At 49.9% G+C, this 22,131-nt stretch carries 22 protein-coding genes and 2 tRNA genes; 19 read left to right on the forward strand and 5 right to left on the reverse strand.

The window, feature by feature from the left end; genetic code table 11:
• The first annotated feature begins 294 nt into the window (after positions 1 to 294).
• Positions 295 to 654 (forward strand): DNA-binding protein, encoded by a 360-nt coding sequence (locus tag J1781_RS06870; protein ID WP_129954315.1) that lies wholly within the window; start codon positions 295 to 297, stop codon positions 652 to 654.
• A gap of 52 nt (positions 655 to 706) precedes the next feature.
• On the opposite strand, the gene ispB is transcribed toward J1781_RS06870, so the two are convergent.
• Positions 707 to 1,678, reverse strand: a complete 972-nt coding sequence (gene ispB, locus J1781_RS06875) for an octaprenyl diphosphate synthase (RefSeq protein WP_129954317.1) — start codon at positions 1,676 to 1,678, stop codon at positions 707 to 709.
• Positions 1,679 to 1,937: 259 nt separating this feature from the next.
• Between ispB and rplU the strand changes: the two genes are divergently transcribed.
• The 4 genes from rplU to cgtA all read left to right on the forward strand — a co-directional run bounded on the left by rplU (position 1,938) and on the right by cgtA (position 4,773).
• Positions 1,938 to 2,249, forward strand: a complete 312-nt coding sequence (gene rplU, locus J1781_RS06880; protein ID WP_013573804.1) for a 50S ribosomal protein L21 — start codon at positions 1,938 to 1,940, stop codon at positions 2,247 to 2,249.
• 18 nt (positions 2,250 to 2,267) lie between these two features.
• Positions 2,268 to 2,525: a 50S ribosomal protein L27 gene (gene rpmA / locus J1781_RS06885; protein WP_013573805.1), complete on the forward strand. Its 258-nt coding sequence runs from the start codon at positions 2,268 to 2,270 to the stop codon at positions 2,523 to 2,525.
• A gap of 85 nt (positions 2,526 to 2,610) precedes the next feature.
• Positions 2,611 to 3,567 (forward strand): DMT family transporter, encoded by a 957-nt coding sequence (locus J1781_RS06890; RefSeq protein WP_217138277.1) that lies wholly within the window; start codon positions 2,611 to 2,613, stop codon positions 3,565 to 3,567.
• A 33-nt stretch (positions 3,568 to 3,600) separates the two neighbouring features.
• Complete coding sequence (gene cgtA, locus J1781_RS06895; RefSeq protein WP_129954321.1) at positions 3,601 to 4,773, forward strand: Obg family GTPase CgtA; 1,173 nt, start codon at positions 3,601 to 3,603, stop codon at positions 4,771 to 4,773.
• Between the two features lie 82 nt (positions 4,774 to 4,855).
• Here cgtA and pmrB read toward each other — a convergent pair whose 3' ends face one another.
• The 3 genes from pmrB to dacB are packed head-to-tail and all read right to left on the reverse strand — an operon-like array spanning position 4,856 to position 8,048.
• A complete protein-coding gene (gene pmrB, locus J1781_RS06900) occupies positions 4,856 to 5,935 on the reverse strand; it encodes a two-component system sensor histidine kinase PmrB (RefSeq protein ID WP_129954323.1) in 1,080 nt (359 codons plus the stop codon).
• Positions 5,932 to 6,594 (reverse strand): two-component system response regulator PmrA, encoded by a 663-nt coding sequence (pmrA, locus tag J1781_RS06905; RefSeq protein ID WP_129991636.1) that lies wholly within the window; start codon positions 6,592 to 6,594, stop codon positions 5,932 to 5,934. Before pmrA ends, pmrB begins: the two co-directional genes overlap by 4 nt.
• 20 nt (positions 6,595 to 6,614) lie before the next feature.
• On the reverse strand, positions 6,615 to 8,048 hold the full coding sequence (gene dacB, locus J1781_RS06910; protein ID WP_129954327.1) for a serine-type D-Ala-D-Ala carboxypeptidase: 1,434 nt from the start codon (positions 8,046 to 8,048) through the stop codon (positions 6,615 to 6,617).
• 283 nt (positions 8,049 to 8,331) lie between these two features.
• Between dacB and greA the strand changes: the two genes are divergently transcribed.
• Positions 8,332 to 8,808: a transcription elongation factor GreA gene (greA, locus tag J1781_RS06915; RefSeq protein WP_129954329.1), complete on the forward strand. Its 477-nt coding sequence runs from the start codon at positions 8,332 to 8,334 to the stop codon at positions 8,806 to 8,808.
• Positions 8,809 to 8,988: 180 nt separating this feature from the next.
• Here greA and yhbY read toward each other — a convergent pair whose 3' ends face one another.
• The gene (yhbY, locus tag J1781_RS06920) at positions 8,989 to 9,285 is read right to left on the reverse strand and encodes a ribosome assembly RNA-binding protein YhbY (RefSeq protein ID WP_013573813.1); all 297 of its coding nucleotides are present in this window, start codon (positions 9,283 to 9,285) and stop codon (positions 8,989 to 8,991) included.
• Positions 9,286 to 9,467: 182 nt separating this feature from the next.
• Here yhbY and rlmE point away from each other — a divergent pair, with 182 nt between their 5' ends.
• From rlmE to rpsO, 13 genes are all read left to right on the forward strand, one after another.
• Entirely contained in the window at positions 9,468 to 10,097 is a 630-nt protein-coding gene (rlmE, locus tag J1781_RS06925) for a 23S rRNA (uridine(2552)-2'-O)-methyltransferase RlmE (protein WP_014333696.1), read from the forward strand.
• Positions 10,098 to 10,153: 56 nt separating this feature from the next.
• On the forward strand, positions 10,154 to 12,097 hold the full coding sequence (ftsH, locus tag J1781_RS06930; protein WP_129954331.1) for an ATP-dependent zinc metalloprotease FtsH: 1,944 nt from the start codon (positions 10,154 to 10,156) through the stop codon (positions 12,095 to 12,097).
• A 125-nt stretch (positions 12,098 to 12,222) separates the two neighbouring features.
• Positions 12,223 to 13,062, forward strand: a complete 840-nt coding sequence (folP, locus tag J1781_RS06935) for a dihydropteroate synthase (RefSeq protein ID WP_217233374.1) — start codon at positions 12,223 to 12,225, stop codon at positions 13,060 to 13,062.
• Between the two features lie 2 nt (positions 13,063 to 13,064).
• Positions 13,065 to 14,405 carry a phosphoglucosamine mutase gene (glmM, locus tag J1781_RS06940; protein WP_129954335.1) on the forward strand — a complete coding sequence of 447 codons (1,341 nt, stop codon included), beginning with the start codon at positions 13,065 to 13,067 and terminating at the stop codon, positions 14,403 to 14,405.
• Positions 14,406 to 14,640: 235 nt separating this feature from the next.
• Entirely contained in the window at positions 14,641 to 14,976 is a 336-nt protein-coding gene (secG, locus tag J1781_RS06945; RefSeq protein WP_129954337.1) for a preprotein translocase subunit SecG, read from the forward strand.
• A gap of 86 nt (positions 14,977 to 15,062) precedes the next feature.
• Positions 15,063 to 15,149: transfer RNA gene (locus tag J1781_RS06950), tRNA-Leu, on the forward strand.
• Between the two features lie 59 nt (positions 15,150 to 15,208).
• Positions 15,209 to 15,285, forward strand: a tRNA-Met gene (locus J1781_RS06955).
• A gap of 216 nt (positions 15,286 to 15,501) precedes the next feature.
• Entirely contained in the window at positions 15,502 to 15,954 is a 453-nt protein-coding gene (gene rimP, locus J1781_RS06960) for a ribosome maturation factor RimP (RefSeq protein ID WP_014411570.1), read from the forward strand.
• A gap of 23 nt (positions 15,955 to 15,977) precedes the next feature.
• A complete protein-coding gene (gene nusA / locus J1781_RS06965; RefSeq protein WP_013573819.1) occupies positions 15,978 to 17,486 on the forward strand; it encodes a transcription termination factor NusA in 1,509 nt (502 codons plus the stop codon).
• A 24-nt stretch (positions 17,487 to 17,510) separates the two neighbouring features.
• Positions 17,511 to 20,204 carry a translation initiation factor IF-2 gene (infB, locus tag J1781_RS06970; RefSeq protein WP_129954339.1) on the forward strand — a complete coding sequence of 898 codons (2,694 nt, stop codon included), beginning with the start codon at positions 17,511 to 17,513 and terminating at the stop codon, positions 20,202 to 20,204.
• A gap of 77 nt (positions 20,205 to 20,281) precedes the next feature.
• The gene (gene rbfA / locus J1781_RS06975; protein ID WP_014333704.1) at positions 20,282 to 20,695 is read left to right on the forward strand and encodes a 30S ribosome-binding factor RbfA; all 414 of its coding nucleotides are present in this window, start codon (positions 20,282 to 20,284) and stop codon (positions 20,693 to 20,695) included.
• On the forward strand, positions 20,695 to 21,639 hold the full coding sequence (truB, locus tag J1781_RS06980) for a tRNA pseudouridine(55) synthase TruB (protein WP_129954341.1): 945 nt from the start codon (positions 20,695 to 20,697) through the stop codon (positions 21,637 to 21,639). The genes rbfA and truB overlap by 1 nt, the downstream gene beginning before the upstream one ends.
• Positions 21,640 to 21,761: 122 nt before the next feature.
• A complete protein-coding gene (gene rpsO / locus J1781_RS06985; protein ID WP_014333706.1) occupies positions 21,762 to 22,031 on the forward strand; it encodes a 30S ribosomal protein S15 in 270 nt (89 codons plus the stop codon).
• The last annotated feature ends 100 nt before the right edge of the window (positions 22,032 to 22,131 follow it).

The following is a 22,131-nucleotide window of genomic DNA, read 5'->3' on the forward strand; positions in this document are numbered from 1 at the left end:
CTATTTTTGATTTTAAATTTTTTCTAAGATTTTATTTAACCTGCTTTCCGAAAAAAAATTTTAACCATCCTGACCGATGTTTGATAAACATAATTCATGGAAGCATTTAAATACATCTATAGACTCACTCCTGAAAATTGAATATCTTCTTTCTGTCAAATAGATGTTTTTCTAAATGACTTGTGTTAGTACCATCCTTTATATAAACGCTCATTACCAGAAAATATTGGTATTACTCTCATGGATGTATAACAACAATCTTTCTTACTGACTTAATAAGAAACAAGGAATGTTATGAAAAAAGAGTGGTTTGCAGCAAAGGAACTGACCGGAAAAGAAGGACTGCCGACGTCAACCCAAGGTGTCCATGGGATGGCTCGCAGATTGTGCTGGATTAAACGCCGCAGGCTGGGTGTTCAGGGACGTGCAGTGGAATATCACATCGACAGTTTGCCCGGTAATGCCGCCGCCAGCTTATCAATGAATGAGAGTTCTGCTGAATATGTTTATACATCACATCAGGACCCACTGGCGATCTGGATTGAGAGTTATAAGCAACTGAGAGAACCTGAACGTGAAACGATCATTTCATTCATTGTGAGGGAAGGGATATCTGAGTTGCTCAACAGATTACGTGAGCCTGAAAAAAACTAGCACAATAGTGCCTGTCGTACCTGCCAGAATCAGCAGGCGCGACAGGCAAATGTCAGAAATCGCGTTTTACAGACATATGCGCAAGGCCTTCAAGCGCCGAGCGGTATTCGGACTCAGGCAGTACCTGAAGCGCCCGGATTGCTTTGTCAGCTTCTTCTTCGGCACGCTGGCGGGTATAAGCCAGAGACCCCCACTGATGCATGGCTGCCAGCACAGGCTCCAGTAAATGACGCCCGTTACCTTCTTCGATAGCTTTGCGGATCATAGCAGATTGCTCAGCATCGCCGTGCCGCATTGCATGCAAAAGGGGCAGGGTGGGTTTGCCTTCATCAAGGTCATCGCCGGTGTTTTTACCCAGCGTTTCGCCATCAGCATCATAATCGAGCAAATCATCAATTAGCTGGAACGCCGTGCCCAGATAACGACCATAATCTTGCAAGGCGGTAATCTGCTCGCTGCTTCCACCCGCCAGCATGGCAGAGGCTTGCGATGCGGCTTCAAAAAGACGCGCCGTTTTGCTGTAAATCACCTGCATATAACTGGCTTCTGTGATGTCGGGATCGTTGCAATTAATCAATTGCTGCACTTCACCCTCTGCAATCACGTTAACCGCTTTTGCCATCAGAGCCAGAACAGGAAGCGATTCCAGATCAGTCATCATTTGAAAGGCGCGGGTGTAGATAAAATCGCCGACCAGTACGCTGGCGGCATTGCCAAATGCAGCGTTCGCCGTTGCTTTTCCCCGACGCATATCTGATTCGTCGACCACATCATCATGCAGCAGTGTGGCGGTATGAATAAACTCAATCAGGGCGGCAACCGTGATGTGTTTATCGCCCTTGTAGGATAGTGCTTTGGCTGCCAGTACTGCTATCATCGGGCGGATACGTTTGCCGCCGCCACTGATGATGTAATATCCCAGTTGATTGATGAGAGAAACCTCTGAATTCAACTGTTCAAGGATGGATGCGTTGACGGCAGCCATGTCGTCCTGGGTAAGATCAATAATCTGTTCTAGGTTCATTGTGTTTTTTCAGCTGTTGTTCTCTTCACCGCAATGAGGTCTGGCTCACATTGGCACATGGCGCTAACTGTAAAGGGGATTGTACTTGAAAAACAGTGTAGATAAATGCTATCGGAAGAACTGCGCTTTTTTTCTTCTTTTGTCGTGATTGTGCTCTTGTCTTATGCTGATTTTTTGCGTAGAATTCGCGCCCTATTGTGAATATTTATAGCGCCCTCTGGACTATACAAAGTTGAGTGCGCGGAAAGCGGAGTTTTATATGTACGCGGTTTTCCAAAGTGGTGGTAAACAACACCGTGTCAGCGAAGGACAGACTATTCGTCTGGAGAAGCTGGACGTTGCAACTGGCGAAGCTATCGAATTCGATCAGGTTCTGATGATTGCAAACGGTGAAGAAATCAACATCGGCCTGCCTTTAGTTGCTGGCGGTGTAATCAAAGCTGAAGTCGTTGCTCACGGTCGTGGCGAAAAGGTCAAAATCGTTAAGTTTCGTCGTCGTAAACACTATCGTAAGCAGCAGGGCCACCGTCAGTGGTTCACTGACGTTAAAATCACCGGCATCAGCGCTTAAGATTAGGAGAGCGGAACAATGGCACACAAAAAGGCTGGCGGCTCCACACGTAACGGTCGCGATTCAGAAGCTAAACGTCTGGGCGTAAAACGCTTTGGCGGCGAAGCAGTACTGGCAGGCAGCATCATCGTTCGTCAGCGCGGCACCAAATTCCACGCGGGTATCAACGTGGGTTGCGGCAAGGACCACACTCTGTTTGCTTTGGCTGACGGTAAAGTCAAGTTCGAAGTTAAAGGCCCGAAAAACCGTAAGTACATCAGCATCGAAGCTGAATAAGTTTTTCGCGTCTTAGTAAATAGATGTAAGCCCCGCAATTCGTTGCGGGGCTTTTTACATTCTGGTTAGCCCATTCTGGCGGGATATGGATACGAAATCGCAGGCACCTGTCGGGATTCTGTTGGCGCTGATTACTGCCATGAGTTGGGGTTCTTTGCCTATAGCCCTGAAGCAGGTGTTAGTGGTAATGGATCCCTTTACCGTGGTCTGGTATCGGTTTTCGATAGCTGCGATCGTATTGGGTTGCATTCTGGCGGTAAGACGCCGATTGCCCTCTAAAGCGATTTTCAGCCGCCCGCGCTGGTTGATCTTAGTGTTGGTCGCCACCTGTGGATTGCTGGGAAACTTTGTGCTTTTTAGTTCCTCTTTGCAGTTTCTCAGTCCAACGGCGTCGCAGGTTATCGGCCAGCTTTCTCCGGTCGGTATGATGGTGGCCAGCGTTATCATCCTCAAAGAAAGGATGCGCGTGACGCAGGTCATTGGCGCTCTTATGCTAATTTTCGGGCTGATATTGTTTTTCAATACCAGCCTGATTGAAATTTTTACCCGTCTGACAGATTACACTCTGGGTGTGATTTTTGGCGTCGGGGCAGCGACGGTCTGGGTGATATACGGTGTGGCGCAAAAGGTATTGCTGCGCCAACTGGCTTCACCGCAAATCCTGTTTTTGCTGTACACTTTATGTTCTATCGCATTGCTCCCGCTGGCCAGCCCGGCGGTGCTTTCACAGCTCAGCGGCTGGCAGTTTGCCTGTCTGTTGTTTTGCGGCGCGAATACCTTAGTGGGATATGGCGCCTTAGCGGAAGCGATGGCGAGATGGCAGGCGGCTCAGGTGAGTGCTTTAGTAACACTCACTCCGCTGTTTACCCTGCTATTTTCAGATTTATTGGCACTTGCCTGGCCTGACTTTTTTGCTGCACCGGTGCTTAATTTCATTGGGTATCTTGGTGCATTTGTGGTGGTGGCAGGTGCAATGTTTTCCGCAATTGGCCATCGATGGTGGCCACGTCGGACAGAGCAAAACCTGGTAGCTAAACGTTAGCTGCCCGGCGAATGATTTACGGAGACGGTACAAATGAAGTTTGTTGATGAAGCCACGATTCTGGTTGTGGCCGGTGATGGCGGTAACGGGTGCGTCAGCTTCCGCCGCGAAAAATACATTCCACGTGGCGGCCCGGATGGCGGCGATGGCGGCGATGGCGGCGATGTCTACCTGGTTGCTGATGAGAACCTCAATACGCTGATCGATTTCCGCTTTGTGAAATCTTATCGTGCTGAGCGCGGTACTAACGGTCAGAGCAGCGACTGTACCGGTAAACGCGGTAAAGATATCACCATTAAAGTGCCTGTCGGAACACGTGTCCTTGACCAAAGTACTGGCGAAGTCCTGGCCGATATGACGCAAAATGGTCAGGTTAATATGGTCGCTAAAGGCGGTTTCCACGGACTGGGTAACACCCGTTTTAAATCCTCCGTGAATCGTTCACCGCGTCAGAAAACCATGGGCACTAAAGGTGAAGAGCGTGATATCGCCCTTGAGCTGATGCTGCTGGCCGACGTGGGCATGCTGGGGCTGCCAAATGCGGGTAAGTCGACGTTTATCCGCTCCGTCTCTGCTGCGAAGCCAAAAGTGGCTGATTATCCGTTTACCACACTGGTGCCAAGCCTTGGCGTGGTGCGTATGGATCACGAACAAAGCTTCGTGGTTGCAGACATACCTGGTTTGATCGAAGGGGCTTCTGAAGGCGCTGGTCTGGGTATCCGCTTCCTGAAGCATCTTGAGCGTTGCCGCGTTCTGTTGCACCTGATCGACATTGCACCGATCGATGAGTCTGATCCGATCGAAAATGCTAAAGTCATCATCAACGAGCTGAAGCAATACAACGCTAAGCTGGCTGAAAAACCGCGCTGGTTAGTGTTCAATAAAGTTGATCTGATTGAGAAAGAAGAAGCTGAAACGCGTGCAAAAGCAATTGCTGACGCATTGGGCTGGGAGGGTAATTATTACCTCATCTCCGCCGCAAACCGCGAAGGCGTCAATGCATTGTGCTGGGACGTGATGAAATTCATCAACGAAAACCCTAAGCACATGGCAATTGAAGAGGCAGCGCCAGAAAAAGTTGAGTTCATGTGGGATGATTATCACCGTGAACAACTGGCAGAAGTGGAATCTGAAGCCGACGACGACTGGGATGATGACTGGGATGAAGATGACGATGAAGGTGTCGAAATCATTTACGAACGTTAATCCTGCGGATTAACTTTTCATCTCAGTACCAAAGGCTGCCCCTGGCAGCCTTTTTCTTTTTTTTACAAGGCATTAACGGGCATCAGTTGAGTGCCAGTGAGCTTTGAAGTGCAACATGCGGTAACCAGCACTGCGCGCTGAGCCCTGCATTGTCGATACGATTTCGCAATGTCAGCGTACCGCCATGCAGGTGTGCAATCCTGACGACGATATTCAGCCCCAGACCGCTACCCCCATAACGTTGATCGACACGCTTGAAAGCCTGCGTCAGTTCACTGGCTTTCGTCTCATCAATGCCCGGACCCGCATCGTCAATCTGTATCAGAAAGCCGTTATCCTGCGTCACAATGGTAATGTTGATATCGCTTTTTTCCGGCCCGTAGCGGTAAGCATTCTCGACCAGATTACGCACCATCAAACGCAGCAGTACGGCATCACCCTGTATTTCAGCATGCAGTGGCACCTGAATTTTCAGCGTCTGTCCACGTTCATTGAGCATTTCACCCAACTCTTCCCGCAGTGGTTCAACGACATGATTTATCAGATCAACCTGCTGATATTCCCCTTTCGCAAAATTCTGACCTGCGCGGGCAAGCATGAGTAATTGCTCTATCGTATGCATTAACAGGTCGATGCGGCTGATCAGTGTATCACTGCCTTCCACGCCCTTTTTTTGCATTATCTCAAGATGTAGCCGGACGCCAGCCAGCGGAGTGCGTAACTCATGAGCGGCATCGGCAGTGAACAATCGCTCCTGCTGAATCGTCGTAGAAAGTCGTGAAAATAGTTGATTCAGTGCATTAGTCACGGCAACAACTTCCCTGATTTCGCTGTTGAGTGGCAGGGGAGAGAGGTTATCGGCCGAGCGGGTTTCCAGGCGTTTTTGTAACTGGTTAAGAGGACGTATAATCCAGCTGATGGCCCAGAAAGATAACAACAGGGTAATGCTCATCATCAGCAAAGAAGGGGCAATCAGAGAGGCAATGGCTTCAGCAATCTCCTTCTCAACGTGAGCATTGCGGACTTTGGCCGAAAGTGTGTCATTAACCAGCAGGTTAATTTGCTCCTGGCTTTCATGCCAGAGCCAGAAAATACTGGTGAGCTGAGTGACGAACAGGATCAGTGCAAGCATAACCAGCAGACGGCGGCGCATACTGGTCATACGCTCATTTCCAACCTGTAACCGATACCGCGCACGGTTCTTATGGCTTCTTTACCGAGTTTACGGCGCAGATTATGAACATGCACTTCGAGGGTGTTGGAGCCTAAATCATCCTGCCAGGTATAGAGATCCTGCTGGAGCAATTCACGGTTTACCGTCTGTCCGGCACGCATCATCAACCGTGATAAAATAGCGAATTCTTTGGGGGTCACTTCTACCGGCGTATCGCCGAGATAAGCCTGCTGTGAGGAAAGATTAATTTTCAGGTTACCCACGGAAATCTGGTTGTCGCTTTGCCCCTGATATCGGCGGATCAGAGCACGAACACGCGCCTGCAGTTCGACTAAAGCAAAAGGTTTAATCAGATAATCATCGGCACCTGCATCCAGGCCATCGACCCGGTCTTCGAGTGCATCCCGGGCGGTAAGAATAAGAACGGGCAGGGAGATGTTCTGACGACGCCACTGGCGTAACAGCGTTGCGCCATCTTTATCTGGCAATCCTAAGTCCAGGATCACCAGACTGTACTGGCTGGTTTGGATCAGGCTTTGTGCCTGCGCCGCAGTAGAAGCGCAGTCACAGGCGTAATTTTCACTGGTAAGTGCCAGCATTAATCCCTGCCGTAAAAGTTCATCATCTTCCACTATCAGCAGTTTCATCGTCTGGCACTTCTCCGTGGTTAATTATTTTGGTAAATATCCCTGTAGAGACGACTCTCAAAGCGCACCAGCGGTGCACGACGTGTACGTTGATCTTCAGGGGGAACCGCATAGCCTGAGAGGAACTGCACAAAGGCCATACGCTGGCCGCTGGCTGTGGTGATAAAACCGGCAAGGTTATATACACCTGACAGCGAGCCGGTTTTTGCCGACACTTTGCCGTCCACACCTGCTTCGTGCAGGCCGCCGCGATACTGCAAGGTTCCGTCATGACCCGCTAAAGGTAGCATCGATATAAAATCTAATTCTTTATCGTGTTGGGCGATGTATTGCAGCACCTGCATCATTGTGGCCGGTGACAATAAATCATGACGTGAAAGGCCAGAACCATCCACCTGGATAGAGTTGCCTAAATCCACGCCTGCTTTTTGGCGCAAAACCTGACGAACAGCATCTGAACCCGCCCGCCATGTTCCCGGTACGCCAAAACGCTGATGACCAATGGTACGGAATACCGTATCGGCGATCATGTTGTCTGATTTCTTAAGCATCTGATGCAACAGGTCATGCAGCGGTGCCGATTGGGTTTGCGCCAGTACAGTACCCGCTGGCGTCGGCTGGGTCTGACGTTTCAGCGTACCATCAATCTGGATATCCGCCTGCAGCAGCTCGTCTTTGAGAATCGCACCGGCATAGCTGGCTCCGTCCTGAATAGCGAAAGCCAGCGGTAAAGGCTCGCTGCGTTGTGTCAGACAACCTGTAAGAGTGTATCGGTTGAATTCACCCGGTACGACATCCAGTTCACAATATTGCGCATCCGGTGAGCCTTTTGCCAGCGTGCGGACTTCACTGAACATGTGTACGGGATAATATGAGGCCACGCGGATAAACGCGTTTTCGTCAGGTTTAGGTGCGCTATACAGTGATACCGAGAAACAGTTTCTGTCGACAATCGCGGCTGCCGGGGGGGCGCTGAAGCATTGGGTGATGTCGTTCCATGGCCATCCCGGAGCTTTATCATGGCTTGCGAACACGGAAGTGTTAATGATCACATCGCCGCTGATTTCTTTGACGCCCTGTTTTTTCAAAACAGCGACCATATTCCGAATATTCTGACGCTTCAGGGTCGGGTCGCCCGAAAAACGCGCGACCAGATCTCCCTTGAGCACACCGTCAGAAACTGAACCTGGCGTTTCGAGTGTGGTAGTGAAGCGGAAATCAGGCCCTAGCTGCAACAGCGCAGCCAGCGCCGTCAGGATCTTCATGGTGCTGGCAGGCAGCGCCATCTGAGTACCGTGATAATCGATCGCAGGTGCAGGGGCACCAATTTTTTGTACCAGGACCGCCAGATTCGTGCCATCAGGCAGATATTCTGTGTAGTTTTCGATCTGAGCCGCATTTGTATTCAGAACAAACGCGCATGCTAATCCACTGACAATTCGTAAAAAACGCATTATTTTGGTAAAGGCTCTGAGTAACGGCAGGATAAATGTGGTGCCATACTACGATGCTACGAACCCAGGCGCAACGTGGCTGAAAGTAAACGATGATCCTCAAGGAACTCTACGTTAAAATACGAATCAAAATGCAAAATGATTCCTGGCCTGGTGGCAACTCCGGGTGAGGTTTTTTTTGTTTTTCGCCAGAGAGAGTCGGTCAAAAGAACTGACTTAATTTCTTACCTGATTCAATCAGGACGGTGTTTACCGAAAGGACCAAGTTAGAGGTAATGAATATATGAAACCGATTCCGATGACATTGCGTGGCGCAGAGAGATTACGTGAAGAACTGGACCATCTGAAGAGCGTCCGCCGCCCGAAAATCATTTCTGATATCGCGACTGCACGTGAACACGGCGATTTGAAAGAGAATGCTGAATACCATGCCGCCCGCGAACAGCAGGGTTTTTGTGAAGGCCGTATCCAGGAAATCGAAGCTAAGCTTTCGAATGCTCAGGTCATTGATGTGACCAAGATGCCTGCCACTGGCCGGGTAATTTTTGGTGCTACCGTGAGTGTCATGAACCTGGACACTGAAGAAGAGCAGAAATACCGTATCGTGGGGGATGATGAAGCTGATTTTAAGCAAAATCTGATTTCTGTAAATTCCCCGATTGCACGCGGTTTGATCGGCAAAGAACAGGATGATGTTGTTGTGATCAAAACGCCGGGTGGTGATGTCGAGTTTGAAGTATTGAAGGTCGAATACCTTTAAAATCTGCATTAAAAAGGGCGAAACGAGACGTTTCGCCCTGTTATTCTCACATTCATGCAGTGAATTGCTTCACAGTAAATTGAAAACTAAAGTAAAAAGGCCTGCTCAGACCTTCCCCTGAACGTGATTTCGTGGCACCTTTCCGAAAATCTACAGCGCTTTTCGTTAAACCTTAATAGATTAACGCGGTAAGATAATTTTGCGGTCTTCGGTGGAAGGGCGATAAAGTACCAGCATATTGCCGATGACTTGCACATTACACGCCTTGGTTTCACGCACAATCGCGTCTACGATCAGGGACTTCGTTTCGCGTTCTTCTGCCGCGACTTTAACCTTGATCAGTTCGTGATGTTGCAGCGCCTGTTCAATTTCGGCGAGCACACCTTCAGTCAGCCCGTTGTTGCCCAGCATAACAACCGGTTTGAGTGGATGCGCGAGGCCTTTCAGGTACTGTTTTTGTTTATTGTTAAGATTCATCGTCTTTTTTGCTTAAGTTGGGATTGAAAACGGGTCATTCTACCGCCATCTCATGTATATCACCAACCCGGACTGCTTCGGGGAGGCAATAATACTGACTTAGCCATAGACGTCATGATGCTAACAGCTTGTTCCAAAAGCTCTAACTCAGGGTGGTTGGAAAACTATATGGTTAATAAATAATGTCTAATAAAAAGCGTTCTGCAAGTTCCAGTCGCTGGTTGCAGGAACACTTTAGCGATAAATATGTGCTGCAGGCACAGAAAAAAGGGCTGCGTTCCCGTGCCTGGTTTAAACTTGATGAAATACAGCAAGGCGATAAGCTGTTTAAACCGGGTATGACAGTCGTGGATTTAGGGGCAGCTCCCGGCGGTTGGTCACAGTATGTTGTGACACAAATCGGTAACAAAGGGCGTATCATCGCCTGTGATATTTTACCTATGGATCCTATTGTTGGAGTCGATTTCCTTCAGGGGGATTTTCGTGATGAATTAGTTCTCAAAGCGTTGCTTGAACGCGTGGGAGAAAACAAGGTTCAGGTGGTCATGTCCGATATGGCCCCTAATATGAGCGGTACTCCGGCAGTCGATATTCCAAAATCGATGTATCTGGTTGAATTAGCATTGGATATGTGTCGGGATGTATTAGCACCAGGCGGAAGTTTCCTGGTGAAGGTGTTTCAGGGAGATGGCTTTGATGAATACCTGCGGGAAATTCGCTCCCTGTTTACGAAGGTGAAGATTCGTAAGCCAGACGCTTCCCGAGCACGTTCGCGAGAAGTGTACATCGTAGCGACAGGGCGGAAACTGTAGTTCCCTAACGCTGTTTGTTAACACAGTTGTAATATGAGGTTAATCCCTTGAGTGACATGGCGAAGAACCTGATCCTCTGGTTAGTCATCGCAGTTGTATTGATGTCTGTATTTCAGAGTTTTGGTCCCAGCGAATCAAATGGTAACAAGGTAGATTACACTACCTTTACAACCGAAGTGGCCCAAGACCAGGTCCGTGAAGTACGTATCAATGGACGTGCGATTGACGTTATCAAAAAAGACAGCAGCAAATACACAACCTATATTCCGGTTAATGATCCTAAATTGCTGGATACGCTGCTGAGCAAAAACGTGAAAGTTGTTGGAGAACCGCCTGAACAGCAGAGTTTCCTGGCGACTATCTTTATTTCATGGTTCCCGATGCTGCTTCTGATTGGCGTCTGGATATTCTTTATGCGGCAAATGCAGGGCGGCGGTGGCAAAGGGGCTATGTCCTTTGGTAAAAGCAAAGCCCGCATGCTGACGGAAGACCAAATCAAAACGACTTTTGCCGACGTTGCAGGTTGTGACGAAGCGAAGGAAGAGGTAAGCGAGCTGGTAGATTACCTGCGCGAACCAAGCCGTTTCCAGAAACTGGGCGGTAAAATTCCTAAAGGCGTTCTGATGGTAGGTCCTCCGGGTACGGGTAAGACCTTGCTGGCTAAAGCGATTGCCGGCGAAGCCAAAGTCCCGTTCTTTACCATTTCCGGTTCTGACTTCGTTGAAATGTTCGTGGGTGTGGGTGCATCACGTGTGCGTGACATGTTCGAACAAGCGAAGAAAGCAGCTCCATGTATCATCTTCATCGATGAAATTGATGCCGTAGGCCGTCAGCGTGGTGCAGGTTTAGGTGGAGGTCACGATGAACGTGAACAGACACTGAACCAGATGCTGGTTGAGATGGATGGCTTCGAAGGTAACGAAGGTATCATCGTTATTGCTGCAACCAACCGTCCGGATGTCCTGGATCCTGCGTTACTGCGTCCGGGTCGTTTCGACCGTCAGGTTGTTGTTGGCTTGCCAGATGTTCGTGGCCGTGAACAAATCCTTAAAGTTCATATGCGTCGTGTGCCATTGGCAACTGACGTTGATGCTTCGGTGATCGCCCGCGGTACACCGGGTTTCTCCGGTGCAGATCTCGCGAACCTGGTTAACGAAGCCGCGTTGTTCTCTGCACGGGGTAACAAACGTGTGGTGTCAATGGTCGAGTTCGAAAAAGCCAAAGACAAAATCATGATGGGTGCTGAGCGCCGTTCCATGGTGATGACCGAATCGCAGAAAGAATCCACCGCCTATCACGAAGCGGGTCACGCTATTATTGGTCGCCTGGTTCCGGAACATGATCCTGTGCACAAAGTGACCATTATTCCTCGTGGCCGTGCATTGGGTGTGACTTTCTTCCTGCCTGAAGGTGATGCGATCAGCGCCAGTCGTCAGAAACTGGAAAGCCAGATTTCTACCTTATACGGTGGCCGTCTTGCTGAAGAGATCATCTATGGTGTAGAGAAAGTGTCTACCGGTGCGTCAAACGACATCAAAGTAGCGACGTCGATTGCCCGTAACATGGTGACACAGTGGGGCTTCTCAGAGAAATTAGGTCCGTTGCTGTATGCAGAAGAAGAAGGTGAAGTCTTCCTCGGCCGTTCAGTCGCGAAAGCTAAACATATGTCTGATGAAACCGCCCGCATCATTGATCAGGAAGTTAAGTCTCTGGTTGAACGTAACTACATTCGTGCGCGTACTTTGCTGATGGAAAACATGGATATCCTTCATTCAATGAAAGATGCCCTGATGAAATATGAAACCATCGATGCACCACAAATTGATGACCTGATGAACCGTACTGAAGTTCGCCCGCCAGCTGGCTGGGACGACGCTAACGGCAAAAACGGTAACAGCAATTCCAGCGACGGCGGTGCCCCGAAAGCGCCAACGCCTGTTGACGAACCTCGTACACCGAATCCTGGTAACACGATGTTTGAGCAATTCAGCGGCAAATAAGCTGTTGATTGGAAAATAACGCTGATAACACTCAACCCCGGGCTTGCCCGGGGTTTTTTATGCGTGCATTCTTTACCACGAAATTTAAAAAGGCCTTTATTGATTGATCAGAAGGGACGTGATTTATGCACCTCACAGCCAGAGAGTCCAGGTTGGACCTCACTTTCCCCCAGGTCATGGGGATCCTGAATGTTACCCCAGATTCATTTTCCGATGGCGGGCGACATAACACACTTGATCTTGCCCTCAGACATGCTCAGGCAATGGTTGATGCAGGCGCATCCATTCTCGACATTGGGGGCGAATCGACTCGTCCTGGTGCAGCAGAAGTCAGTGAGGATGAAGAACTGGCCCGTGTGGTGCCGGTCGTTGAAGCCATTGCACGGCGTTTTGATGTTTGGATCTCTGTTGATACCTCAAAAGCCTGCGTGATCCGGGAAGCGGCACATGCGGGTATGCATCTGATCAATGATATTCGTTCGCTTCAGGAACCCGGTGCGCTACAGGCTGCAGCCGAAACCGGTTTGCCTGTTTGTCTGATGCACATGCAGGGGGAACCCAAAACGATGCAGCATGCCCCGCATTACGATAATGTTGTTGCACAGGTGGAACAGTATTTTGTTGAACAAATTTCACGTTGTGTGAACGCTGGCATTGCAAAAGAGAAATTGCTGCTCGACCTGGGCTTCGGTTTCGGTAAAAATTTAGAGCATAACTATCAGTTGCTCGCACGGCTGGCTGATTTCCATCACTTTGGCATACCGTTGTTAGTAGGGATGTCGAGGAAATCCATGGTGGGGCAACTTCTGCATGTCTCCCCGGAAAAACGGGTTACAGGAAGTGTGGCTTGTGCTGTGATTGCCGCCATGCAAGGTGCCAGGATCGTGCGCGTACATGATGTGAAAGAAACCGTTGAAGCGATGCGTATCGTTGAAGCGACACTTTCTGCAAGGGATAAAAATTAATTATGAGTAACCGTAAATACTTTGGGACAGATGGCATCCGCGGAAAAGTGGGCGATACCCCGATTACCCCTGATTTTGTTCTGAAACTGGGCTGGGCTGCGGGCAAAGTATTAGCACGCCACGGTTCGCGGAAAGTGATCATCGGTAAAGATACCCGCATTTCGGGTTACATGCTGGAATCCGCGTTAGAGGCCGGTCTCGCGGCGGCAGGTTTATCGGCGTCTTTCACCGGCCCGATGCCAACGCCTGCCGTTGCCTATCTGACGCGTACTTTCCGTGCAGAAGCTGGCATTGTCATTTCAGCCTCGCATAACCCTTACTACGACAACGGCATCAAGTTTTTCACTATCGACGGGACCAAATTGCCTGACGAGGTTGAAGAGGCGATTGAAGCAGAGCTTGAAAAACCATTGACCTGTGTTGAGTCCGCCGAACTGGGTAAAGCCAGCAGAATCGTGGATGCAGCTGGTCGGTACATCGAATTCTGTAAAGGAACATTCCCGACAGAGTTGAGCCTGAACGGCCTGAAAATTGTGGTCGATTGCGCTAACGGGGCCACTTACCATATTGCACCCAGTGTGTTGCGTGAACTTGGGGCAAAAGTTATCGCTATCGGCTGTGAGCCGGATGGCATGAACATCAACGAAGAGTGCGGCGCAACGGATGTCCGTCAGTTGCAGCAGCGCGTTCTGGCTGAAAAAGCAGATGTCGGACTGGCATTTGACGGCGATGGTGACCGTCTGATTATGGTTGACCATGAAGGCAACAAAGTTGATGGTGACCAAATCCTTTACATCATTGCGCGTGAAGGGCTTCGTCAGGGGCAGTTGAAAGGCGGTGCGGTCGGCACGCTGATGAGCAATATGGGCCTCGAGCTGGCGCTCAAACAGCTCGGTATTCCCTTTACGCGGGCGAAAGTGGGCGACCGATACGTGCTGGAAAAAATGCAAGAAAAAGGCTGGCGCATTGGTGCTGAAAACTCTGGCCATATCATTCTGCTGGATAAAACCACGACGGGTGATGGCATTGTGGCAGGGTTACAAGTGCTTACCGCCATGGTGCGCAACCACATGAGCTTGCATGACCTCTGCAGCGGCATGAAATTGCTTCCGCAGATCCTGATCAACGTCCGTTTTGCCGGTGAACATGATCCGCTGGAATCTGATGACGTCAAGCAAGTGACGGCAGACGTTGAGAAACAGCTGGCCGGCCGCGGTCGGGTGCTGTTGCGTAAATCAGGTACCGAACCTCTGCTGCGCGTAATGGTGGAAGGGGAAGACGCACAACTGGTGGAAAAACTGGCCAACCGCATTGCTGATGCCGTAAAAGCGGTCAAAGCGTAAGCCGATAAAAAACGGTAAATTTTCGGTGGATTTCTTGCTGCCGGACGTTCGGGCAGCAGGTTTCATGCCGATTTGCCGTTTTTTTCCGCAAACGAACAATTTGATGAAAATTGCCCTTGCACGGCAATACGGCTTTGGTTAGTATTCACACCCGCTTCAGTGGGTCCTTTGATGACCTGCTAAATGGTGAGAAGCAATTGGCATGCGGTGAACCCGCGAGGATACAGGTACTACTATGTACGACGCTCTTCTGGTGATTTTCCTTATCGTAGCAATCGGGCTTGTCGCTCTGGTTATGCTGCAACAAGGTAAAGGCGCTGATATGGGAGCCTCTTTCGGAGCAGGTGCTTCTGGCACATTGTTCGGTTCGAGTGGTTCCGGTAACTTCATGACCCGTATGACCGGCATTTTGGCAGCACTGTTCTTTATCATTAGTTTGATTCTCGGGAACATGAGCACCAATAAAGGCCAAAAAGGCAGTGAGTGGGAGAACCTGAGTCAGCCAGCTAAAACTGAGCAGACCACTACGCCGGCAGCTCCAGCAGCGCCTAACAGTGACGTTCCTCATTAAGCAGTAAACTTCTTTAAGATAGAAGACAGGTTTTGAAACAGTGGCTTGTGCTTGGACAGTATAAGCGATTGTGAAAAAAAAAGAGTGCCGAGGTGGTGGAATTGGTAGACACGCTACCTTGAGGTGGTAGTGCCCGAATGGGCTTACGGGTTCAAGTCCCGTCCTCGGTACCAATCTTTATGATAACTTGCTTTTTAGCGGTTATCGGCGTAGTATTTGCCACGTTTTCGGACGCGGGGTGGAGCAGCCTGGTAGCTCGTCGGGCTCATAACCCGAAGGTCGTCGGTTCAAATCCGGCCCCCGCAACCACTTTCCCTAAGTGTTTATTTCAAATAGACTTTCAGTATCTTCCTGTGATGTTCTGCAGCTTCAATTTGAAAACAACACTTTGCGAAAGTTGTACCGAAGCCGCTATGCGGCGAATAGGGTCCAGTTGCATAAAGCCCCGATTTATCGGGGTTTTTTGTTATTTGGCAACAGAATCACTGGGCTATTTAGCCCTTTTTTTATGTCTTGGGGGTGGGCTTGTCCACATTAGAACAAAAATTAACAGAGCTGATTACAGCACCAGTCGAGGCACTTGGCTTTGAGCTGGTGGGCATCGAGTTCGTTCGGGCTCGCCAATCGACGTTGCGCATCTATATTGATAGTGACGCCGGGATCAATGTTGATGATTGTGCTGATGTCAGCCACCAGGTGAGCGCTGTGCTGGACGTTGAAGATCCAGTTACTGTCGCCTACAACCTGGAAGTTTCCTCTCCAGGCCTTGATCGTCCTATGTTCACCGCTGAACATTATCAACGTTTTCTTGGCGATGAAGTCAGTGTTGTTTTGCGTATGGCAGTGCAAAACCGCCGCAAATGGCAGGGCATCATTAAAGCTGTCGAAGGCGAAATGATCACGGTGACAGTGGAAGGGAAAGATGAAGTGTTCGCACTGAGCAACATCCAGAAAGCGAACCTGGTACCCCACTTTTAAAGAGTTTGGAAGAGGCAACTAGGATGAACAAAGAGATTCTGGCTGTTGTAGAAGCAGTTTCTAATGAAAAATCCCTCCCGCGCGAGAAGATTTTTGAAGCGCTGGAAATTGCATTATCAACGGCGACCAAGAAAAAATACGAGCAGGAAATCGAAGTCCGCGTCAGCATTGACCGTAAAACCGGCGACTTTGATACTTTCCGTCGCTGGGTGGCAGTGAACGAAGTGACCCAGCCGACCCGCGAAATCACCCTTGAAGCTGCACAATACGAAGATCCGTCAATCGACCTCGGCGGATATATTGAAGATCAAATTGAATCGGTCACTTTTGACCGCATCACCACACAGACTGCTAAACAAGTCATCGTACAGAAAGTACGTGAAGCAGAACGCGCGATGGTGGTTGATCAGTTCCGTGAGCAGCAAGGTGAAATCGTTACTGGCGTCGTTAAGAAAGTTAACCGCGACAGTATTGCACTGGATTTAGGCAGCAACGCTGAAGCTGTTATCCTGCGTGAAGACATGCTTCCTCGTGAAAATTTCCGCTCTGGTGACCGTATTCGTGGCGTGTTGTATGATGTCCGCCCTGAAGCACGTGGTGCCCAGCTGTTTGTCAGCCGTTCACGAAACGAGATGCTGATTGAACTGTTCCGCATCGAAGTGCCGGAAATTGGCGAGGAGCTGATTGAAATTAAAGCCGCTGCCCGTGATCCTGGGTCCCGTGCGAAAATTGCCGTAAAAACTAATGACAAACGTATCGACCCTGTCGGTGCTTGTGTCGGCATGCGTGGTGCACGCGTTCAGGCCGTTTCCAGCGAACTGGGCGGTGAACGCATTGATATTATCCTTTGGGATGACAATCCTGCGCAGTTCGTTATCAACGCAATGGCACCGGCAGACGTCGCTTCCATCGTGGTTGATGAAGATAAATGCACCATGGATATCGCCGTTGAAGCCAGCAACCTGGCACAGGCGATTGGCCGTAATGGCCAGAACGTGCGTTTGGCTTCCCAATTGTTGAAACAGCATCGTGGTGATGACAAGTGGGAACTGAACGTGATGACAGCAGACGACCTGCAAGCCAAACATCAGGCTGAGGCACACGCTGCGATTGATACCTTTACCAAATACCTGGCCATCGATGAAGATTTCGCCACGGTTCTGGTTGAAGAAGGTTTCTCTACGCTTGAAGAACTGGCTTATGTGCCAGTTAATGAATTGCTTGAAATCGACGGCCTGGATGAAGACACCGTGGATGCGCTGCGCGAACGCGCAAAAGAAGCGCTGACCACGCTGGCTTTAGCTCAGGAAGAAAGTCTCGGTGACAAAAAGCCTGCTGACGATCTGCTTAACCTGGCGGGTCTGGAACGTAGTATGGCATTTAAACTGGCTGCACAAGGGGTTTGTACGCTGGAAGATCTTGCCGAGCAAGGTGTCGACGATCTGGCTGATATTGAAGGTCTTACTGACGAGCAGGCTGGTGAACTTATCATGGCCGCGCGCAATATCTGCTGGTTTGGCGACAACGCGTAATAAACTGTAGCAGGAAGGAACAGCATGACAGATGTAACTGTAAAATCGCTGGCGGCAGAAATTCAGACTCCGGTTGATCGCCTGGTACAGCAATTTGCTGATGCAGGGATCTCGAAGTCCGAAGCTGACTCTGTGACCCAGCAAGAAAAAGAAACTTTATTGGCGCATCTCAATGGTGGAAACCCAGGTGCGACAAACAAACTGACGTTACAACGCAAAACGCGTAGTACACTGAATATTCCGAGCACCGGCGGGAAGAGTAAATCGGTGCAAATCGAGGTCCGCAAGAAACGCACTTATGTTAAACGTGATATGACCGAGGCAGAACAAGCCCAGGCAGAAGCGGAAGAGCAGGCGAAGCGTGACGCGGAAGAACAGGCACAGCGTGCAGCAGCAGAGCAAGCCCAGCGCGAAGCTCAGGAAAAAGCCAAACGCGCCGCCGAAGAGCAAGCTAAACGTGAGGCCGCTGATAAAGCTAAGCGTGACGCAGCGGAAAAAGATAAAGTGACCAATCAAAATACCGATGAAGTAACCAAACCAGCTCAGGCAGATAAAGCACGCCGTGAAGCTGAAGCCGCAGAGCTGAAACGCAAAACGGAAGAAGAAGCCCAGCGTAAGATTGAAGAGAACGCCAAACGCGTTGCAGAAGAAGCCCGTAAAATGGCTGATTCTGGCGTCTGGACTGAAACTGTTGCGCCGAGCGAATCAGAATCTGCTGACTACCATGTCACCACTTCTACGCATGCACGTGCGGCCGAAGACGAGAATGATGCCAAAGTTGAAGGCGATCGTCGTAGCCGTACCCGCGGTGGCAAAGCGACTAAACAGAAAAAAGGCAACAAGCTGTCCGAATCTAAAGCGGATCGCGAAGAAGCCCGTGCTGTTGGCCGTAATGGTAAAGGCAAACGTAAACCAAGCACGCTGCAGCAGAGCTTCAACAAGCCTGTGGTTGCCGTAAACCGTGATGTCGTGGTAGGCGAAACCATTACTGTTGCCGAACTGGCAAACAAAATGGCCGTCAAAGGTTCTCAGGTCATCAAAACTATGATGAAACTGGGCGCTATGGCGACCATCAACCAGGTTATTGATCAGGAAACTGCTCAGCTGGTTGCAGAAGAAATGGGCCATAAAGTTATCCTGCGTCGTGAGAACGAGCTGGAAGAAGCGCTGATGAGCGATCGTGACACAGGTGCTTCCGCAGCTGCTGAGCCTCGCGCTCCGGTTGTGACCATCATGGGCCACGTTGACCACGGTAAAACCTCATTGCTCGACTATATTCGTTCCACGAAAGTCGCCGCAGGTGAGGCCGGTGGTATTACTCAGCACATCGGTGCTTATCACGTAGAAACTGAAAACGGCATGATTACCTTCCTGGATACCCCGGGACACGCCGCGTTTACTTCTATGCGTGCTCGTGGTGCTCAGGCAACAGATATCGTGGTTCTGGTTGTTTCCGCTGATGACGGCGTGATGCCGCAAACCATCGAAGCTGTTCAGCATGCGAAAGCGGCTGGCGTGCCAATCGTTGTTGCGGTAAACAAAATTGATAAACCAGATGCTGATCCGGACCGTGTTCGTACCGAATTGTCTCAGTACGGCGTTATGCCGGAAGAGTGGGGCGGCGAATCTCAGTTCATCCACGTTTCTGCGAAAGTCGGTACTGGTATCGACGATCTGCTGCAAGCTATCTTGCTGCAGGCCGAGGTTCTGGAACTGAAAGCGGTGCGTAGCGGTATGGCAAGTGGTGTTGTGATCGAGTCCTTCCTGGACAAAGGTCGTGGTCCGGTTGCTACCGTGCTGGTTCAGGAAGGTACGCTGAACAAAGGCGACATCATTCTGTGTGGCTTCGAATACGGCCGTGTCCGTGCGATGCGTGACGAAATGGGCCGTGACATTACGTCTGCGGGTCCTTCTATCCCTGTCGAAGTGCTGGGTCTGTCCAGTGTGCCGGCTGCGGGTGATGAAGTTACCGTTGTACGTGATGAGAAAAAAGCACGTGAAGTTGCGCTGTATCGTCAGGGTAAATTCCGTGAAGTTAAACTGGCTCGTCAGCAGAAATCTAAACTGGAAAACATGTTCGCGAACATGACCGAAGGTGAAGTTTCTGAACTGAACATCGTTCTGAAGTCAGATGTCCAGGGTTCTTGTGAAGCAATCTCTGATGCATTGCAGAGCCTGTCCACCGACGAAGTTAAAGTTAAGATCGTTGGTATGGGTGTCGGTGGTATCACCGAAACTGATGCGACACTGGCTGCTGCTTCTAACGCGATCATCCTCGGCTTCAATGTCCGTGCAGATGCGTCTGCCCGCCGCGTTGTTGAAAGTGAAAGCCTGGATCTGCGTTACTATTCCGTTATCTATAACCTGATTGATGAAGTCAAACAGGCAATGAGCGGTATGTTGGCGCCAGAATACAAACAGCAAATCATTGGCCTGGCTGAAGTTCGTGACGTATTCAAGTCACCTAAATTCGGCGCTATTGCAGGTTGTATGGTGACTGAAGGTATGATCAAGCGTAACAACCCAATCCGTGTGCTGCGTGAAAACGTGGTGATCTATGAAGGCGAACTGGAATCCCTGCGTCGCTTCAAAGATGACGTTGCTGAAGTCCGTAACGGCATGGAATGTGGTATCGGCGTTAAGAATTACAACGATGTGCGTACTGGTGATGTGATCGAAGTCTTCGAAATCATCGAGATCAAACGTACTATCGCTTAACGTTTGCGAAGTCGCTGATATCCAGATGGGGGCCTTGCGCCCCCTTATTTGTCTGGAGCAAGTAAGGAGAAAGCCTCATGGCAAAAGAATTTAGCCGTACTCAGCGCGTCTCTCAGGAGATGCAAAAAGAAATCGCCATCATCTTACAGCGTGAAGTCAAAGACCCACGCGTAGGCATGGCGACAGTTTCAGGCGTAGAAGTCTCACGCGACCTGGCATATGCCAAAGTGTTCGTCACCTTCCTGGATGTGCTGACCACTGATAATCACGATCCTGATCGTGTCAAAAATGGCATCAAAGCCTTGCAGGACGCGTCAGGTTTTATTCGTACGCTGATCGGTAAAGCGATGCGTTTACGTGTAGTACCGGAGCTGACTTTCGCTTACGACAACTCTTTGGTTGAAGGTATGCGTATGTCCAATCTGGTGACTAATGTCGTGAAGAACGATGCTGAACGCCGTTCCGCTGCAGGCGATGACGAGGAAGCATAATGAGTCGCCCACGTCGCCGCGGCCGTGATATACACGGTGTTCTGCTACTGGACAAATCTTTAGGCTTGTCTTCTAACGATGCCCTGCAAAAGGTTAAACGCCTTTATAACGCTAACCGAGCAGGCCATACCGGCGCGCTTGATCCTTTGGCCACCGGTATGCTGCCACTGTGTTTAGGCGAAGCGACTAAATTCTCCCGGTTCCTGCTTGATTCGGACAAACGCTATCGCGTGATTGCCCGTATGGGGCAACGCACCGATACGTCTGATGCTGAAGGTGCCATCATTTGTGAACGTGAAATGACGTTCACCCGGCAACAACTTGACGACGCACTCGACAGTTTCCGCGGGGAAACTCAGCAAATTCCTTCCATGTATTCCGCATTGAAATATGAAGGGAAAAAACTGTACGAATATGCCCGTCAGGGCATCGAAGTTCCGCGAGAATCACGCAGCATTACGGTGTATGAATTGCAATTTATACGCTGGGAAGGCTTTGACGTTGAGCTGGAGATTCATTGCTCAAAAGGCACTTACATCCGCACTATCGTCGATGATCTTGGTGAGAAGTTGGGTTGTGGTGCGCATGTGACTTATCTGCGTCGTCTGCAGGTGGCAACTTATCCTTCAGAGCGAATGGTCACCCTGGAAAAACTCCATGAGCTGATCGCTCAGGCAGAAGAGCAGGGTATTGAGCCGCGCTTGCTGCTGGATCCTTTGTTGTTGCCGATGGATAGCGCATGTGAAGACTTCCCGGAAGTGAACCTGTTACCTATGGTGGCCGGATATGTCAAACAGGGCCAACCTGTTCAGGCATCAGGTGCGCCCGTCAGCGGTATGGTTCGCATCACTGAAGGCGAAGAACGTAAGTTTATCGGTGTAGGAGAAATTGATGATGAGGGTCGTATTGCACCTCGTCGTCTGGTTGTTGAATACACCGATTAAGCGCTTTCTGCTTACCTTGCGATCATATATAGCAAAGGGTAGAATAGCGCAGCTTATGCATTGGGTTGCTGAATTAGAGATCGGCACCCGTTTAATTATCTATAATATTTTGGAGTAAGATTATGTCTCTAAGCGTTGAAGCTAAGGCTCAGATCGTTTCCGACTTCGGTCGCGGCACTAACGACAGTGGTTCTACCGAAGTTCAGGTTGCTCTGCTGACTGCTCAAATTAACCATCTGCAAGGTCACTTTGCAGAACACAAAAAAGATCACCACAGCCGTCGTGGTCTGCTGCGTATGGTTTCTCAGCGTCGTAAACTGCTGGACTACCTGAAGCGTAAAGATGTAGCACGTTACACCAGCCTGATCGAACGTCTGGGTCTGCGTCGCTAATCAAGCGAGTTTCAGTGTAAAGGGGCCAATAGGCCCCTTTATTCTAGGAAGCGCAGCCAAATCAGGGTACTGTATGGCTGCGGTTTCTACTGTTATTCTA

Source organism: Rahnella perminowiae, from assembly GCF_019049695.1.
Taxonomy (GTDB): domain Bacteria; phylum Pseudomonadota; class Gammaproteobacteria; order Enterobacterales; family Enterobacteriaceae; genus Rahnella; species Rahnella perminowiae.

Bases quoted from the DNA above. Each gene is read 5' to 3' on its own strand.
- J1781_RS06870 (WP_129954315.1), top strand. From the start codon at position 295: ATGAAAAAAGAGTGGTTTGCAGCAAAGGAACTGACCGGAAAAGAAGGA.
- ispB (WP_129954317.1), bottom strand. From the start codon at position 1,678: ATGAACCTAGAACAGATTATTGATCTTACCCAGGACGACATGGCTGCC.
- rplU (WP_013573804.1), top strand. From the start codon at position 1,938: ATGTACGCGGTTTTCCAAAGTGGTGGTAAACAACACCGTGTCAGCGAA.
- rpmA (WP_013573805.1), top strand. From the start codon at position 2,268: ATGGCACACAAAAAGGCTGGCGGCTCCACACGTAACGGTCGCGATTCA.
- J1781_RS06890 (WP_217138277.1), top strand. From the start codon at position 2,611: ATGGATACGAAATCGCAGGCACCTGTCGGGATTCTGTTGGCGCTGATT.
- cgtA (WP_129954321.1), top strand. From the start codon at position 3,601: ATGAAGTTTGTTGATGAAGCCACGATTCTGGTTGTGGCCGGTGATGGC.
- pmrB (WP_129954323.1), bottom strand. From the start codon at position 5,935: ATGACCAGTATGCGCCGCCGTCTGCTGGTTATGCTTGCACTGATCCTG.
- pmrA (WP_129991636.1), bottom strand. From the start codon at position 6,594: ATGAAACTGCTGATAGTGGAAGATGATGAACTTTTACGGCAGGGATTA.
- dacB (WP_129954327.1), bottom strand. From the start codon at position 8,048: ATGCGTTTTTTACGAATTGTCAGTGGATTAGCATGCGCGTTTGTTCTG.
- greA (WP_129954329.1), top strand. From the start codon at position 8,332: ATGAAACCGATTCCGATGACATTGCGTGGCGCAGAGAGATTACGTGAA.
- yhbY (WP_013573813.1), bottom strand. From the start codon at position 9,285: ATGAATCTTAACAATAAACAAAAACAGTACCTGAAAGGCCTCGCGCAT.
- rlmE (WP_014333696.1), top strand. From the start codon at position 9,468: ATGTCTAATAAAAAGCGTTCTGCAAGTTCCAGTCGCTGGTTGCAGGAA.
- ftsH (WP_129954331.1), top strand. From the start codon at position 10,154: ATGGCGAAGAACCTGATCCTCTGGTTAGTCATCGCAGTTGTATTGATG.
- folP (WP_217233374.1), top strand. From the start codon at position 12,223: ATGCACCTCACAGCCAGAGAGTCCAGGTTGGACCTCACTTTCCCCCAG.
- glmM (WP_129954335.1), top strand. From the start codon at position 13,065: ATGAGTAACCGTAAATACTTTGGGACAGATGGCATCCGCGGAAAAGTG.
- secG (WP_129954337.1), top strand. From the start codon at position 14,641: ATGTACGACGCTCTTCTGGTGATTTTCCTTATCGTAGCAATCGGGCTT.
- nusA (WP_013573819.1), top strand. From the start codon at position 15,978: ATGAACAAAGAGATTCTGGCTGTTGTAGAAGCAGTTTCTAATGAAAAA.
- infB (WP_129954339.1), top strand. From the start codon at position 17,511: ATGACAGATGTAACTGTAAAATCGCTGGCGGCAGAAATTCAGACTCCG.
- rbfA (WP_014333704.1), top strand. From the start codon at position 20,282: ATGGCAAAAGAATTTAGCCGTACTCAGCGCGTCTCTCAGGAGATGCAA.
- truB (WP_129954341.1), top strand. From the start codon at position 20,695: ATGAGTCGCCCACGTCGCCGCGGCCGTGATATACACGGTGTTCTGCTA.
- rpsO (WP_014333706.1), top strand. From the start codon at position 21,762: ATGTCTCTAAGCGTTGAAGCTAAGGCTCAGATCGTTTCCGACTTCGGT.